Origin of the sequence: Ancylobacter sp. 3268 (assembly GCF_031456575.1) — a bacterium.
GTDB lineage: Bacteria > Pseudomonadota > Alphaproteobacteria > Rhizobiales > Xanthobacteraceae > Ancylobacter.
Window position 1 is genome coordinate 59,950 of the sequence record NZ_JAVDUX010000007.1, and the last position, 15,086, is coordinate 75,035.

Genomic DNA, 15,086 nt, shown 5'->3' on the forward strand with positions numbered 1-15,086 from the left:
CAGAGGCACCGGGGGCGCAGCCGTAACCGGCGGACAAATCGACACCAGCCCGCCACGCCCTCCCCTTGCATCCAACCGATCCGCTCAACTACGGATTGGCATGTCGGCCCGAGACGCAGACAAGGACGTTCCATGAGCACAGGCCGCATCATCCTCGTTCCTCCCGCCTCACCGGGCAGCAAGGGCGATGAGGGCATGCTGCGCGGTGCCCTGGAACTGTTCCGCCACCATGCGGTCGTCATCGTCAATCCCGGCCCGGAATGTCTGTGGCTCGACCGGCTCGCTTTGGCGTCGGAGGGATCAAGCGTCAGCGAAGCTCCCGGGCCGATCCGAGACTTCAGCGGTCAGCTACGGCCGAACGACGTCCTTTTCCTGCTCGGCGCCGACATCATAGACGGCACGTGCGGGCTTGAGCCGAGCTTCGAGCGGCTCGATCTCGTGACGGAAGCGCTGCTGCACGGGCTTCCGGTTTTTGTCTCCTGCTCGTTCCGTTCGCGGGTTGCGTCGGAAATTCTCGAACGCCTGCGCCTCATGCCGGGCGTCAATTTCCTGCTGCGGGATGATCATTCGCTGGAGAACTTCCGGCGCCAGACCGGCCTGAAGGGGCGTTACTTCCCCGACATTTCCTTTTTTTGTTCTCCAGTGCCCACCGCCGTGACCGAGTCCGTGCTGGCGGAGATCGCCGCCTCCGACGGTCTTCGCCCCGTCATCGGCCTCAATTTCGCGGAGCATTCGTTCCGCTCGTTCTTCAACGAACATACGCATGAAAACCGCCTTCTCTTCGTCGCCGACATTTTGAACGAGCTGTCGCGGGCGCATCCGGACGCGCTCTATGTGCTGTTTTCCAATGATGAGCGCCGGTGGGAAAACCATCCTTCTGACGACGACTATCAGGATCTCGCTCTCGACTGGATCACTCGGCATCTCGGCGAAGGTCGCGCCATCAAGGTCGATCCGGAGATTGGCTACAGCGGCAACATAATCGTACTCGGCGCCGTCGATCTGCTGGTGACCGGACGCATGCACCTCTCGCTGGCCGCATTCCGAGCGAAGACGATACCGCTGGTGATGATGGCGGAGGGCGCCGGCTATTCGTCCATCGACAAGATGCGGGGTGCTTTCCATAAGCACCTCGGCACGACCGAAGCCGTAGTTTCCGATGTCGGCCGGCTCGGGGAGCTCAGCAAAACTTTCCTGTCGGAGCGGCCACAGCTTCAGGCGCGCCTTGCCGAGCGCGCCATCGAACAGACATCATCCAACCTGCGGGACGTTGAACGACTCATGACGGACATCGAGGGCAGCCGGGTTTTGGCGGATGACGACAGCGCCCCGCCGATGGCCGCGCTGGTCTCGGCGCTCGCCAGCGTCATCCGGCGGTCCGACGAGCTTGCGGAAGAGCGCGCGCTGTCCGACAGCCTGCGCGGCCGCATCGATGACCTCACGGCAGCCGCACATGATGAACGCCTCAAGGCTACGGATCTCGCCGCCCGGCTGCAGGCGAGCGAGCAGACACTGGCCGAACTGAACGGTCAGCTTCAGGCACGCGAACGCATCGCCTTGAATCTTCAGGCGGGCATCGAAGCCCGGGAGCAGGCGCTGAAGGCGCGTGAACTCGAACTCAACAGCCTCGGCGAGGCGAACCGCCAACTGGAGATCGACGATCTGCGACGGCAGCTCGCCGAGGCGAAATTCGCCGGAGAGGCGGCACACCGTCAGGCGGAACAGCGCTGCGCCGCGATGACCGCGGCCGGCGACCGGCTGGTGCGCGAGCTGCGCCGGGCCTATTCGAAGCCGATGCGGCCGCTGCGCAAAAGCCTGGAGCGGGCGGCGCTGCGCTTCCTTCTTCTGGCGGCGCCGGTGCTGCCCGAGCGCACCGCCTTCAGCCTCCGCCGCTCGCTGCAGAGCCGCAAGCCGGCCCGCTTCCAGCAGGATTGGCTGGTGGCGTGCGGCCATGCGGTGGAACCGGCCCGGCAGCGGACGAAAGCCGGCTCCTCCCTGCACGCTCTGGCGCTGCGCACGCTTGCGAGCCTGGTGGCGCCGGTCTCGGCGTCGAGCGCGGTGCGGTTCCGCCGCTCCGCCGACAAGCGCGATCCCAGGAAGATTGCCGAGGCGCGGCGCGACGCCGAATTGCTCATCAGCCTCACCGCCGAGGCGGCCGACCATGGCAAGGCCAGGGCACCGGTCGACGATCCCCTGCGCGCGAAGCGGATCCTGGTCGCCGACTACCGGCTGCCGCGCCCCGACGTGTCGGCCGGCGAGCGCGCCACCTTCGGCGTCATCGCCGATCTGCGCGCCGTCGGCTTCGAGGTGGTGTTCTGCGCCACCGACCTCACCGACACCGCGCCCTACCGGCAGAACCTTGAGGCGCTCGGCGTCACCGTGATCACCCGGGCCAGCGGCTATGACAGCGCCAGTGACTATGTGCGGGCCGAGGGGGCGACATTCGGCGCCTTCTACTTCGTCCGCTTCGATGTGGCGGAAGCCATGCTGCCGGCGGCGCGACAGGTGGCACCCGACGCGCTGATGGTGCTGCACGCGCCCGATCTCTACTTCCTGCGCGAGGGCCGCGCCGCCGAGCTGAGCGGCGATCCGGCCATGCGCGCCAGGGCGGAGGCGACGCGCGAGCGCGAGGTGGCGATGATGCGCGCCGTCGACCACGTCATATTGGTCAGCCCCGCCGAGATCCCCTTCCTCGCGGAATATGTCGATCGCGACAAGATCTCGGTGTTCCCCGCGCTCTACAGCCCGGTCGACGAGGACCCGCCGGGCTATGCCGGCCGGGAGCATGTCTTCTTCCTCGGCGGCTTCAAGCATCCGCCGAATGTCGATGCCGTGCTGTGGTTCGTCGGCAAGGTATGGCCGCGGGTGCGCGCGGCGCTGCCCGATGTCGAGTTCCACATCGTCGGCGCGGAGGCGCCGCCCGAGGTGGTGGCGCTGGCCGGCGAGCCGGGTGTGCGCCATGTCGGCTATGTCCCCGATCTCGAGCCGGTGCTGGCCTCCTACCGGCTCAGCGTCGCGCCGCTCCTCTATGGCGCGGGGATCAAGGGCAAGCTCGGCGCCAGCCTGGGCGCCGGCGTGCCCTCGGTGTGCACCGCCATCGCGGCGGAAGGCATGGGCATCGTCGATGGCCTCCACGCGCTCATCCGCGACGAGCCGGAAGCCTTCGCCGATGCCGTCGTCGCCCTCTATCGCGACAGCGCGCTGTGGTCGCGCCTTGCCGACAATGGCCGGGGACTGGTGCGGGAGAATTTCGGCGAACTCGCCAACCGCTCCTCGCTGCTGCGGGTGCTGGACCGCGCCCGGGTGCTACCGCTCGATCTGTATGTCGAGAGCTGCCGCACCGCGGCGCCGGCGGCTTTCCCGTCCTACGACGCCAGCACGCCGATCGACGTGTCGATCATCGTGCCGGCCTACAACAAATGGGAGCTCACCCGGCCCTGCCTCAGCTCGGTGCTGGTCGCCGGCCGCGCCACCGGCATCCGCTACGAGGTGATCCTGGCCGACGACGGTTCGACCGACGAGACCGTGGATGCGGCGACGCTGTTCCCCGGCCTGCGGGTCGCCAGGGGCGAGCGCAACCAGGGCTTCCTGTTGAACTGCAAGACCGCCGCCGCCCGGGCCAGCGGCCGTCACCTGCTGTTCCTCAACAACGATACCGTGGTCCTGCCCGGCTGGCTCGAACCGCTGCTGTCGGAGATGGACGCCGATCCGCGCATCGCCATTGCCGGCTCGAAGCTCATCTATCCGGACGGCGCGATCCAGGAAACCGGCGCCGTGCTTTATTCCGACGGGTCGGCCGGCAATATCGGCCGCGGCCGCGAGCGGCAGACGCCGCTTTATTCCCTGTCCCGCGAGATCGACTATGCGACCGGCGCCTCGATGCTGGTGCGCGGCTCGTTCTGGCGCGAGATCGGCGGCTTCGACGAGCGCTACGTGCCGGCCTATTGCGAGGATTCCGATCTGGCCATGACCGCCCGCGCCAAGGGCCACCGGGTGGTGTGCGTGGCGCCGTCGCAGGTCATCCATTTCGAGCACGGCTCCTATGCCGAGGAAAGCACGGCGCAGCCCAAGCAGCTGGCGCAGCGCCACGGCGCCATGCTCGTCGAGAAATGGCGCGACACCTTCCTGATCGATCATCTGCCGGCCGGCACCGCGCCGGACATCGCCGCCGCCCACGCCGAACGCCAGCCGCCGCTCTCCGCGCTGGAGCGCCGGCGCTCCGGGGCGCTGAACGTGCTGTATTTCAGCCCCTTCCCCTCGCATCCGGACAATCACGGCAACCAGGCCACCATCCAGGCCTTCGCCCGCAAGTTCCAGCAAATGGGGCACAAGGTGCATTTCGCGCTGCTGGAAAGCCACATGTACGACGCCAGGACGCTGGCGATGATGCATGCGGCCTGGGACAGCCTCGACATCCTGCCCAACACCCACGGCCTCGGCTCCGACGGCCAGCCGATCCCGTTCGACGGCTGGTACGAGGAGGGGCTCGGCGAGCACATCAGGCTGCTCTGCTCCACCCGTGACATCGACGTGGTGTTCTGTTCCTACGTGTTCCAGTCGCGCCTGCTCGACTACGTGCCCGCCCACATCCTCAAGGTCATCGACACCCACGACAAGATGGGCGACCGCTACGAGATGCTGCGCCGGAACGGCCAGCCGCTCGAATTCTTCTCCTGCTCGCCGGAGGAAGAAGGCGCCTATCTGCGCCGCGCCGACCTCGTGGTCGCCCGCCGCGCCGAGGAGGCGGCCTATTTCAACTCGGTGACCGGGCGCGAGACCGCCATCGTCATCCCGCATGTCGAGGAAGCCCGCTTCCTCGACCGTGCCTTCACCCGCATGGCCAATGTCGGCATGGTGGCGAGCGCCAACCGCATCAACCTCGCCATCGCGCTGCAGCTGCTGCAGGCGATCGAGCGGCAGATCGACGGCAAGCCGTGCCCGTTCACCCTGCATATTGCCGGGCAGGTGCGCGACATGATCCAGGATCTCGCGCCCGAGGAAGCCGCGCTGTTCGCCCGGCCCTGGGTGAAGCTGCACGGCTTCGTGCCGGATATCGGCTCCTTCTACGCGGAGGTCGATGTCGTGGTCTCGCCGGTGACGATGGGCACCGGCATCAATGTGAAGACCGTGCAGGCCATGGCCTATGGCATGCCGCTGCTGACGACCAAATGGGGCGGTAAGGGCATCGAGACCGGCGATCCGATGCACGGCCATGCCGATCTCGACGAACTGGTGGCCAGCCTGCTGCGGCTCGCCAGGGATCCGAGCCCGCTGACCGGGCTCGCCGACACCAGCCGGCGGCGCTACCAGGCATTCTATGACGACAGCATCGCCGCCATGGAAGGCATGTTCGCCGCGGTGAAGCACTAGCCGCCGCACCGTGCCGGCATTGCCGGCACCGCTCCCCGCCCGCGGGCGCCGCGGCGCGGCCGTTCGAGGCGCTCGGATCAGGAGCCCGTGCCGCGCGGTGCGGACGCGGCGATCTCCGCCGCCAGCCGCTCCACCGCCCGCCACCGCTCCCAATCCTCGGTGATGGTCCAGCCGGGGCGGCCGACGCAAGCGAGCGGCAGGCGGTAATGGAAGGCCGGCCGCGGCTTGACCTTGCCGGCGAAGCGGGGAAACGCCGCGCCGGCGCTGAAATGAAGCAGCAACGGCAGCATGTCGAGCGAGCGCTTGCGCGTCGGGTTGGCCGCGAGGTAGTCGCGGGTGAATGTCGCGAGGTCGGGCCAGTACCCGCCCGCCAGCACCCGCCGGACATAATCGGGCGGAAAGGCCGGCGGCGCGTGGACACGGGCGAGCAGGCCGGCGCCGATCTCGCGCCGCAAATGCGGCTCAAGGGTCAGGAACGCCTTGAAGGTGGCGACGATCTGGCGTGGATCGGCGCTCGGCTGCGCCACATTGAAATGCAGGCCCAGCCCGTCGAAAAGCGTGGCGCCCTCGCCTCGCGCCCCGGCTTCGCGGAGAAGAGCGACGAGTTCGTTCACCCGGTCGAGCTCGAAACGGTCGAACGGGCCGATGATCAGCTCGCGCGGCACGAAGGGCGCCAGCAGGCCGCCCAGCCCGATCACCAGCGCCTCCGGCAGGCCGGACAGCGGATTGCCGGTGCCGCGATGCGGATGCACATGGCGGATGTCGAGCTCGATCCGCATGTCGCCGAGGCGGCTTCCCAGCACATGGAAGGCCTGCGGATCCTCCTCGGCGACCCGGCCGCCGAAGCCGCGTTGCAGCGCCTGCGCCGCGGCGCGGACGGAGAGGCCGGAAAACTCGATCTCCACGCCGACCGGGCTGGAGGAAGGCTGGAAGGCGGTGGTGTCGACGGACGTCGCCTGCATCGTAAGGACCGACATCAGCCATGCATGAACCGATACTGCCGCAGGGTCAATACGAGGCCGCCCCTCCGCGCCGCGCGGTGGGCCACCGGGAAACACCGCGCGGGCGGGCCGCAGCGGCTGGCCATCCGCCTCGCGCCGACCCTCTCGACCCGTGCGGCTCCCCGCTTGTTGAACGCCTCGCCGATCCGGCGAGGCGATGGCAGGTGACGCCGATCCCGCCAAGAGGCCGCGCCACGCGATCCGCGCGCTTGCGAGCCGGCTGACCTTAGGCACCGTCCCGCCCCGCAGCGGCTGGCGACGGCGGACGATGCCGCACGCCCGGCCTCCGCATCACGGCGTGGTCATGATCCTCGGCGTACCGCAATTGGGGGGCGCACAGTCCGGCGTCGGCATGCCGTGCACCGAAGGCGTGATGGTGCCCGGAGGTGGTTGCCGAATCGCCGGCGCCGCCGGTGATGGCGGCATGGTCGGATTGGGCTGGTTCGCCGAGGGTCGCTGCAGCGTCGGGTCCCCGGCTGGCGGCGACGAGAGGGCCGGGGCGGAACTGTTGCCCGTGGAGGTGCCGCCGGAGGTCTGGGCGGCGGCGGGTGTTGCAGCGGCCAGCACCAGCAACGCCCCGGCCGCGAGCGAAATGCGAAAATGCCCGTTCATGCGATCCTCCCTGCTCGGGAGGCAACGCTCCTATCGCCAGCCTGTTCCGGCCGCGGCGTCGGCATCGATCCCGCCTGCCCTGTCCGCCCCGGCGCGCGGGACGGACAGTGCCATCTTCGACCTGCCCGCGGCTCAGTCGGACGACGGCCCACGCAAGGCGTGGTAGTCGCGCAGGAAATACATCAGCCCCTCGCGGGCGCCCTCGTCGCCGAGGCCGACCACTTCGCAGAACAGCACGTCATGGGTGCCGACCTCGACGAACCGCGCGATCCGGCAGTCGAAGCTCGCCAGCGCTCCCAGAAGCACCGGGGCGCCGGTGACGCCCGGCTGCCATTTCCCCGCCTGGAAGCGCTCGGCGGGCGGCACCCGGCCGCCGAAGCGGTCGGACAGTTCCTGCTGCCCGGCCGCCAGCGTGTTGACGCACAATACCCCGTTGGCATGGACGATGGCGCTCGCCGACGAGCCGCGATTGAGGCACACCAGCAGCGTCGGCGGGTCGTCGGTGACGCTGCACACGGCGGAAGCGGTGAAGCCGTGGCGCCCGCCGGGCCCGTCGGTGGTCACCACATTCACCGCCGCGCCGAGGCGCGCCATCGCGTCGCGGTACTGCTGCCGGCCGACCGGAGCGAGCCCCGGTTCAGCCGGCACGATATCTTTCTTGAGGCAGGGGCTCATCGCCGCCCTCCTAACTCGCCGCGCACGTGGCGCCGCAGCTCAGAATTCACGCAGATTGTCGCGCAGAAGCTGGTGCTTGTACTCGGTGCGCACAAGCCCGCGCGCCTGCAGCTCAGGCACCAGCCCGTCGCAGATCTCGGCGATGTAGCGGCGGGAGACGCGCAGCACCGGGGTGGTGATGAGGAAGCCGTCGCCGCCGACCTCCGCCATCGCCGCGCCCATCTTCTCCGCCACCTGCGCCGGGGTGCCGATCAGTTCCATGGAGGAGACGAGGCCGCCGCCGCCGGCCGCCGCCAGCTGGCGCAGCGTCTTGCCGGAGCCCCATTGCTGGAACTTGTCGAGCGTGCCGGATTCGCCGTTGGTCACCAGCTTCTCGGGCAGCGGCTTGTCGAGGTCATACTTCGAGAAGTCGATCTCGGTGATGGCGGAGATCGAGATCAGCACGTCGGTGACGAAATTGTCGGACATGGTGACGTTGTCGTAGCGAGCGCGGGCCTCCGCCTCGGTCTCGCCGAGGCTGGGGCAGATGCAGAAGAACACCTTGATGTCGTCCGGGTTGCGGCCGAGCTTCTCGGCGCGGGCGCGGATGTCGGCGCGGAACGCCTTCATACCCTCGACGCCGTTCGCCACCGAGACGATGGCATCGGCATGCTGGGCGGCGAAGTCGCGCCCGCGCGGCGAGGCGCCCGCCTGGAGATAGACCGGCCGGCGCTGCGGCGAGGGCACAGTGTTGAGCGGCCCGCGCACCTTATAGAAGCGGCCCTCATGGTCGACCGTGTGCACCTTGGAGCCGTCGGCATAGATGCCGTTCTTGCGGTCGAGCACCACCGCGTCCGGCTCCCATGAATCGAACAGCTTGCCGACCACTTCCATATATTCGTCGGCCATGGCGTAGCGGTCCTCGCGCGGAGGCAGCTGGTCCATGCCGAAATTCTTCGCCATCAGGTCCTCGGCCGAGGTGACGACGTTCCAGCCGAAGCGGCCCTTGGTCAGGCTGTCGATGGTGGAGGACAGCCGCGCCAGCATGAAGGGCGGGTAGGCCATGGTCGACATGGTCGCCACCACGCCGAGATGCCGCGTCGCCATGCCCATGGCGACGGCAAGCGGCGCCGGGTCGGCCTTCGGCACCATCATGGCGTGCTTGAGCGAGAGGTCGCGCGAGGCGCCATAGGTCTCCGGCACCATCAGCTTGTCCTCGATCATGATCAGGTCGAAGCAGGCGCGCTCCATCGCCTGCGCCATCTCGATGTAGAACTGGCCGTCCCACGGATTGCCCCCCTGCCCGAACGGCTCGCGCCATTCGTCGGGCGTGAAGTTCATGAACCAGGCGAGGTGGAAGCGCTTGTCGGCCATATCGGTCAGTCCTTCACCAGTGCCGCCGCGGAGCTGCCGCCGGCGGAAAGAGAATCGTCGCTGAGAGAGTCTTGGGGAACCAGGGAGAGGCGCAGGCGGGCGCGTTCGGCCTCGAAGCGACGGCTGGCGCGCGCCACCGCGCACTTGGCCTCGAAATCGGAGACGATGGTGGCGCCGAAGCGCTCCGGCGCCTGCGGGTCGTTGCGCCGCCGCTCGACGGCGATCACCCGCGTGCCGAGCAGGAACGCCTCCGGCAAATCGTGGGTGACCATGACGATGGTCATGGCGTTCTCTTCCCACAGCTCGCTGACCAGTTCGTGCATCTGCTTGCGGGTGCCGGGGTCGAGGGCGCCGAACGGCTCGTCGAGCAGCAGTACCTTCGGCTTCATGATCAGCGCCTGCGCCAGGGCGAGGCGCTGCTGCATGCCGCCGGAGAGCTGCGCCGGGTATTTTTCCGCATGCTCGGCGAGGCCGACGCGGGTCAGCAGCGCCATGGCGCGCTCCTCCACCATGCGGCGGCGGGCGCCGAACAGCCGGCCGAGCATCGGTGACGCCGCCCATTGCGGGCCCATCATGACATTGCCGAGCACGGTACGGTGCGGGAACACCGAGTAGCGCTGGAAGACGACGCCGCGATCGGCGGTCGGCTCGGGGGCGATCGGCTCGCCGTCGATCAGGATGCGCCCGCGCGTCGGGGCCTCCTGCGACAGCAGCAGGCGCAGGAAGGTGGTCTTGCCGGCGCCGGACGGGCCGATGACGGCGAGGAACTCGTGGTCGTCGAGCGTCAGGTTGATGCGCTCGAGCACGATGTGTGCGCCATATTCCTTCCAGACATTGTCGAAGATGATCTGGGTCATTCAGGCCGCCTTGATCCGGTCCCAGGGATAGGCGACGGCGGCGATCTTGCGCAGCGCGTAGTCCATCAGGAAAGCGAGCAGCGTGATCCAGGCGACATAGGGCAGGATCACGTCCATCGCCAGATAGCGGCGCACCAGGAAGATGCGGTAGCCGAGCCCGCCCTCGGCGGTGATCGCCTCGGCGGCGATGACGAACAGCCAGGCGGCGCCGAGCGAGAGCCGCACCGAATCGATGAGGCGCGGCATCACCTGCGGCAGGATCACCCCGGTGATCATCTGCCAGGTGGAGGCGCCGAGCGTCTGCGCCTTGATGATCTGCTCGGTCGGCAGCGAGGCGACGCGCAGCATCACGTCGCGGGTGATGAAGGGGGCGATGCCGAACACGATCAGCACGATCTTGGAGAGTTCGCCGAGGCCGAACAGGATGAACAGGATCGGCAGCACGGCGAGCGGCGGGATGAGCGAGAAGGCGGCGAAGAACGGCTCGAAGGTCGCCCGCAGATAGGGGACGAAACCGACGAGGATGCCGAGCACCAGCCCGACCAGCGCGGAGATGCCGAGGCCGAGGAACAGGCGCTGCAGGCTCAGCCAGGTGTCCCACCACAAGAGATACTGCTTGGTGGCGATGTCGATGGTGGTGCCGAGCCTGACCATGCTGGCATAGAAGGAGGCGAAGCCGGGCATCAGCTTGTCGGCGGGATCGATGGCGAGCCGGGCGCTGGAGCCGAGGAAATAGACCCCCACCAGCAGCACGAATGGCAGGGCGGCGAGGATCACCCGCACGCCCGGACGGGGCGCGTAGTTGATGATGCGACGCATGGTTCGGCCTTTCCTGTGGCGGTCTTCACCGAGCCCGCCTTCTGTGCTTGTTTCTTCCCTCTCCCCGCCCGAATGCGGCTGTTGCCGCGTTCGGGTCCGGCGAGGCCGACGCCGGAAACATCCGGCTTCGGTGGAGAGCCCAGCGGGCACCTTCTGCTTCTTTCTGTCCCTCTCCCCGCCCGAACTCGGCCGTGGCCGAGTTCGGTTCTGGCAAGGCCAAAGCCGGAAACATCCGGCTTTGGCGGAGAGGTGGCCCGCGCAGCGGGTCGGTGAGGGGTTCCAGCGGCTGGGAAGCGTGGCTCCCCCTCACCCCACCCCTCTCCCCGACGGGGAGAGGGAGCCGGTCGTTCGGCTTGACACAGCTGGCGCCCTTTCCCCGGATCGGCGCCGCGTCGCACGCGCCTGTCCGAGAACGGAGCCGTCAAAGCTTGCCGTCGGCCGCCATCTTGGTGAAGCTGGCGTTGACCCGCATCTTGATGTTGGCCTTGTCGCCGAGCACGGTGCCGTCGGCGACTTCGATGCCGATCGTGTCGACGCTGGTGGCGCCCTGGCCGAACAGTCCCTGCGAGAAGCAGAAGGTGCGGATGCTGTCCCAGATCTTGGCGTTGTCGGCGGAGATCAGGAAGGCCAGCGCCTCGGCCGGGGTGTAGAAGAAGTGGGTGGTGTCGAGCTGGCTCTGCAGGCCGCCGGCATCGGTGCCCATGGCGCTGGTCATCACCGCCCGCATCTCGTCGCCCTTGGCGCCGCCGGCCTTGAGGTCGCCGAGCGCCTCGTACCAGGCGCCGACGACCGCCTTGGCGAAATCGGGATTGTCCTTCAACACCTCGGTCTTGCCGACGAACACGTCCATGATCTCGCCGGGGATCTTCGACGAGTCGAACAGCACGGTGGTGCCGGCGACCTTCTGCATGTCCTCGGTCAGCGGCTTCCACGACACCGCATGCGCCAGATCCTTCTGCGAGACATAGGCGGCGGCGATCTCGCTATCGGAGATGTTCACCGTCTTGGTCGCCGTCGGGTCGGTGATGCCGGCCTGCTGCAGGCCGCGGTTCAACAGGTAGTGCGAGACGCTGTATTGCAGCAGGTAGACGTCCTGGCCGGCCAGTTCCTTGATGTCCTTGGCGGTCTTGGAGAGGACGATGTCGTTGCCGTTGGAATAGTCGGTGATCAGGAACACCGAGGTGTCGACGCCGCCGGCCGCCGGCATGGTCAGCCCGTCCATCGAGGCGACGCCCACCGCGTCGATTTCGCCGGCGATGAACTGGTTGACCGAGCCAACATAGTCGTTGGCCTGGATCAGTTCGATGTCGAGGCCGTATTTGTCGGCCCATTTCTTCATGATGCCGGACGACTTCATATAGGCCAGCGGCATGAAGCCGATATAGACCGTGTAGGCGACCTTGAAACTCTTCTTGGGGGCGGCGTGCGCCGGGCTGTCGGCACCGGCAAGGACGACGGCGGCGAGGCCGGCGGCAAGCGCGGCAGCTCTCAGGAAACGCTTCATGGGGCGGGGCTCCGGGTCGCGGGGGGGGACGTCGCTGGATACCTCGCTATTAAGCGTTGACTTAATACGGCATGCAAGCCTAACAAACAGGCACGCTTAGCATATGAGCAAGGCAGACAATTCCGTGCTTTTCCGATCGGTACTTCTACGGAGGAACGCATCATGACCGCAAAAGCGGCACGCCGGCGCCTGCCCCCGGCGGAACGCCGGGCGATGATCCTCGACGAGGCGCTGCGGCTGTTCGCCGAGCGGCACTATTCGGTGGTGACGGTGCGCGACATCGCGCAGGTGTGCGAGATGAATGTCGGCCTGCTCTACCATTACTTCGACAACAAGGACGATCTGGTGCGCCGGGCGCTAGAGCACGCCATCCAGCAGCTCATGCTCGGCTATGAGGCGCGCCGTACCCATCAGCCCGACCCGCTCGCCGAGATCCTCGCCTGGCTGGAGAGCCATATCGAAATCGCGCCGACGCTGATTCGCATGGTGAAGCTGATGGCCGACTATGCCAGCTCGGGCATGCAGGACGAGGTGCTCGACGCGTTGGTCGCCGGCTTCTATCGCCGCGAGAAGGAACTGCTGGAGGATGCGTTGCAGCGGGGCATCGCTGCCGGGCTGTTCCAGCCGCACGACATCTCGCGCACGGCGCGCCGCATCGGCCTGATGCTGGACGGCATCTTCTTCGCTTCCACCAGCCGCGGCGACAATCGCGTCGCCCAGGACATCCGCGACCTTGCCGAGGTGGTGCCGGGCTGGATCGGAGTTGGCGCCCCGCACGCACTGCCCACCTCTTGAAAGTGTGTCCCCATTTGACGAACGAGCAGCGAAACTCCCTCTCCCCGTCGGGGAGAGGGGTGGGGTAAGGGGTCTTTGACGATTCCCGCCGTTTCCCAATGGCGTCTCCCCCTCACCGCTACACCTCGCGAGCCAACTCACCGCCTAAGCTGCATGTTTCCGGCCTGGGCCATGCCGGAAGCCAAACCAGGCAACAGCCAGGCTCGGGCGGGGAGAGGGAATGACAGGCCGCAGGCCGCCGCCGCAGCGGCATCTTGGAACCCGCGGCCGCTTCAGGCATGGTCGGCACGACTCGGGGCTCCTCCCCACCCATCGAGACCTCCCCGCATGCCCAGCGTCGCCGCCCGCCCCTATGACTGGCCGCATGGAAGCGACCTCGCGCCGGCCACCGTCGCGCTCATCATCATCGATATGCAGCGCGATTTCTGCGAGCCCGGCGGCTATGTCGATGCCATGGGCTATGATGTCGGCCCGGCGCAGGCGCTCGTCCCCCGTATCGTGGCGCTGCGCGAGGCGGTGCGCGGCTTTGGCGGGCTCGTCGTCTACACCCGCGAGGGCCATCGGCCGGATCTCACCGACCTGACGCCGCAGAAGCGCTTCCGCTCGCGCGCCGCCGGCGCGGAGATCGGCAGCCCCGGCCCGCTCGGACGCTTGCTGATCCGTGGCGAGCCGGGATGGGACATCGTGCCGGCGCTCGCCCCGGCGCCGGGCGAGCCGGTGATCGACAAGCCCGGCTTCTCCGCCTTCTATGCCACCGACCTCGACCGCATCCTGGTCGCCCGCGGCATCCGGCATCTGCTTATTTGCGGCGTGACGACAGATGTCTGCGTGCACTCGACCTTGCGGGAGGCGGTCGACCGCGGCTACGAGCCGCTCTTGATCACCGATGGCTGCGCCGCCACCGTCGAGGCCAATCATCGCGCCGCGATCGAGACCATCTGCACCGAGGGCGGCATCTTCGGCGCCGTGGCCGAGAGTGCGGCAGTGATCGCCGCCCTTCGCGGCTGATCCTTCAGGACGGAACGGACCAACGGGAATGGAAGCGGTTTTCGACGGGCATAATGATGTGCTGCTGCGGCTGTGGGAACATGCCAAAGCGGGCGAAGACCCGGTGCGCGAGTTCGGCGAGGGCACGGAGCGCGGCCATATCGACGCCCCCCGCGCCCGCAAGGGCGGCCTCGCCGGCGGGCTTTGCGCCATCTACATCCCCTCCGGCGAACTGATCCTGAAGGAGGCCGATGCGAACGGCCACTATGCCACCCCGCTCGCCGCGCCGCTGGAGCGATCGCCCTCACTGGACATCGCACTGGACATGGCGGCCATCGCCTTCCGGCTCGATCGGGCCGGCCTGTGGAAGCTGTGCCGCTCCACCGCCGAGATCCGTTCCGCCATGGCCGCCGGCACCTTCGCCGCCGTGCTGCACTTGGAGGGCTGCGAGGCGATCGGGCCCGACCTCGCGGCGCTGGAAACCTTCTACGCCGCCGGCTTGCGCTCGCTGGGGCCGGTATGGAGCCGCAACAACATCTTCGGCCACGGCGTCCCCTTCGCCTTCCCGATGAGCCCGGACACCGGGCCAGGGCTGACAGAGGCGGGCTTCGAACTGGTCCGCACCTGCAACCGCATGGGAATCCTCATAGATCTCGCCCACATCACCGAGCGGGGTTTCTGGGACGTGGCGAAGACCACCGACCAGCCGCTGATCGCCAGCCATTCCAACGCCCATGCGCTGACGCCGGTGGCGCGCAACCTTACCGACCGCCAGCTCGACGCCATTCGCGAGAGCGAGGGGCTGGTCGGGCTCAACTACGCCACCACCATGCTGCGGCCGGACGGCAAGGAAGATGCCGACACGCCGCTTTCGGCGATGGTGGCGCATATCCGCCATCTTGTGGAACGCGTGGGCATCGATGGCGTGGCGCTCGGCTCGGACTATGACGGTGCCACCATCCCCGCCGCGATAGGCGACGCCAGCAGGCAGCAAATACTGGTGGAAGCGCTGGCGGCGGACGGTTTCACGGCGGAAGAACTCGCCAAGCTTTGCCGGGAGAACTGGCTGCGCGTGCTCGCCCGCGCCTGGCACGAGGTCGGCTGAGATCCCCG

Annotated in this window: 11 protein-coding genes; 4 read left to right on the forward strand and 7 right to left on the reverse strand. The window is 68.0% G+C overall.

Annotated elements, in window-relative coordinates:
- Nucleotides 1-132 precede the first annotated feature (132 nt).
- Nucleotides 133-5,370, forward strand: a complete 5,238-nt coding sequence (locus J2X65_RS11795; protein WP_310201134.1) for a glycosyltransferase — start codon at nucleotides 133-135, stop codon at nucleotides 5,368-5,370.
- A 77-nt stretch (nucleotides 5,371-5,447) separates the two neighbouring features.
- Here J2X65_RS11795 and J2X65_RS11800 read toward each other — a convergent pair whose 3' ends face one another.
- From J2X65_RS11800 to J2X65_RS11830, 7 genes are all read right to left on the reverse strand, one after another.
- Complete coding sequence (locus J2X65_RS11800; RefSeq protein WP_310201136.1) at nucleotides 5,448-6,347, reverse strand: amidoligase family protein; 900 nt, start codon at nucleotides 6,345-6,347, stop codon at nucleotides 5,448-5,450.
- A gap of 315 nt (nucleotides 6,348-6,662) precedes the next feature.
- On the reverse strand, nucleotides 6,663-6,983 hold the full coding sequence (locus J2X65_RS11805; protein WP_310201138.1) for a hypothetical protein: 321 nt from the start codon (nucleotides 6,981-6,983) through the stop codon (nucleotides 6,663-6,665).
- A gap of 132 nt (nucleotides 6,984-7,115) precedes the next feature.
- Nucleotides 7,116-7,658, reverse strand: a complete 543-nt coding sequence (locus tag J2X65_RS11810) for a flavin reductase (RefSeq protein WP_310201140.1) — start codon at nucleotides 7,656-7,658, stop codon at nucleotides 7,116-7,118.
- Nucleotides 7,659-7,697: 39 nt separating this feature from the next.
- Nucleotides 7,698-9,011, reverse strand: a complete 1,314-nt coding sequence (locus tag J2X65_RS11815) for an NtaA/DmoA family FMN-dependent monooxygenase (RefSeq protein ID WP_310201142.1) — start codon at nucleotides 9,009-9,011, stop codon at nucleotides 7,698-7,700.
- Nucleotides 9,012-9,016: 5 nt separating this feature from the next.
- Entirely contained in the window at nucleotides 9,017-9,868 is an 852-nt protein-coding gene (locus J2X65_RS11820) for an ABC transporter ATP-binding protein (protein WP_310201144.1), read from the reverse strand.
- A complete protein-coding gene (locus tag J2X65_RS11825) occupies nucleotides 9,869-10,687 on the reverse strand; it encodes an ABC transporter permease (RefSeq protein WP_310201146.1) in 819 nt (272 codons plus the stop codon).
- Between the two features lie 421 nt (nucleotides 10,688-11,108).
- The gene (locus tag J2X65_RS11830; protein ID WP_310201148.1) at nucleotides 11,109-12,191 is read right to left on the reverse strand and encodes a putative urea ABC transporter substrate-binding protein; all 1,083 of its coding nucleotides are present in this window, start codon (nucleotides 12,189-12,191) and stop codon (nucleotides 11,109-11,111) included.
- Nucleotides 12,192-12,353: 162 nt separating this feature from the next.
- On the opposite strand from J2X65_RS11830, the gene J2X65_RS11835 reads away from it, so the two are divergent.
- The 3 genes from J2X65_RS11835 to J2X65_RS11845 all read left to right on the forward strand — a co-directional run bounded on the left by J2X65_RS11835 (nucleotide 12,354) and on the right by J2X65_RS11845 (nucleotide 15,078).
- The gene (locus J2X65_RS11835; protein ID WP_310201150.1) at nucleotides 12,354-12,986 is read left to right on the forward strand and encodes a TetR/AcrR family transcriptional regulator; all 633 of its coding nucleotides are present in this window, start codon (nucleotides 12,354-12,356) and stop codon (nucleotides 12,984-12,986) included.
- 327 nt (nucleotides 12,987-13,313) lie between these two features.
- The gene (locus J2X65_RS11840; protein WP_310201152.1) at nucleotides 13,314-13,994 is read left to right on the forward strand and encodes an isochorismatase family cysteine hydrolase; all 681 of its coding nucleotides are present in this window, start codon (nucleotides 13,314-13,316) and stop codon (nucleotides 13,992-13,994) included.
- Nucleotides 13,995-14,022: 28 nt separating this feature from the next.
- A complete protein-coding gene (locus J2X65_RS11845) occupies nucleotides 14,023-15,078 on the forward strand; it encodes a dipeptidase (RefSeq protein ID WP_310201154.1) in 1,056 nt (351 codons plus the stop codon).
- The last annotated feature ends 8 nt before the right edge of the window (nucleotides 15,079-15,086 follow it).

What these genes read in the sequence shown, in the direction of transcription:
- J2X65_RS11795 (WP_310201134.1), top strand. Translation starts at nt 133, where the DNA reads ATGAGCACAGGCCGCATCATCCTCGTTCCTCCCGCCTCACCGGGCAGC.
- J2X65_RS11800 (WP_310201136.1), bottom strand. Translation starts at nt 6,347, where the DNA reads ATGTCGGTCCTTACGATGCAGGCGACGTCCGTCGACACCACCGCCTTC.
- J2X65_RS11805 (WP_310201138.1), bottom strand. Translation starts at nt 6,983, where the DNA reads ATGAACGGGCATTTTCGCATTTCGCTCGCGGCCGGGGCGTTGCTGGTG.
- J2X65_RS11810 (WP_310201140.1), bottom strand. Translation starts at nt 7,658, where the DNA reads ATGAGCCCCTGCCTCAAGAAAGATATCGTGCCGGCTGAACCGGGGCTC.
- J2X65_RS11815 (WP_310201142.1), bottom strand. Translation starts at nt 9,011, where the DNA reads ATGGCCGACAAGCGCTTCCACCTCGCCTGGTTCATGAACTTCACGCCC.
- J2X65_RS11820 (WP_310201144.1), bottom strand. Translation starts at nt 9,868, where the DNA reads ATGACCCAGATCATCTTCGACAATGTCTGGAAGGAATATGGCGCACAC.
- J2X65_RS11825 (WP_310201146.1), bottom strand. Translation starts at nt 10,687, where the DNA reads ATGCGTCGCATCATCAACTACGCGCCCCGTCCGGGCGTGCGGGTGATC.
- J2X65_RS11830 (WP_310201148.1), bottom strand. Translation starts at nt 12,191, where the DNA reads ATGAAGCGTTTCCTGAGAGCTGCCGCGCTTGCCGCCGGCCTCGCCGCC.
- J2X65_RS11835 (WP_310201150.1), top strand. Translation starts at nt 12,354, where the DNA reads ATGACCGCAAAAGCGGCACGCCGGCGCCTGCCCCCGGCGGAACGCCGG.
- J2X65_RS11840 (WP_310201152.1), top strand. Translation starts at nt 13,314, where the DNA reads ATGCCCAGCGTCGCCGCCCGCCCCTATGACTGGCCGCATGGAAGCGAC.
- J2X65_RS11845 (WP_310201154.1), top strand. Translation starts at nt 14,023, where the DNA reads ATGGAAGCGGTTTTCGACGGGCATAATGATGTGCTGCTGCGGCTGTGG.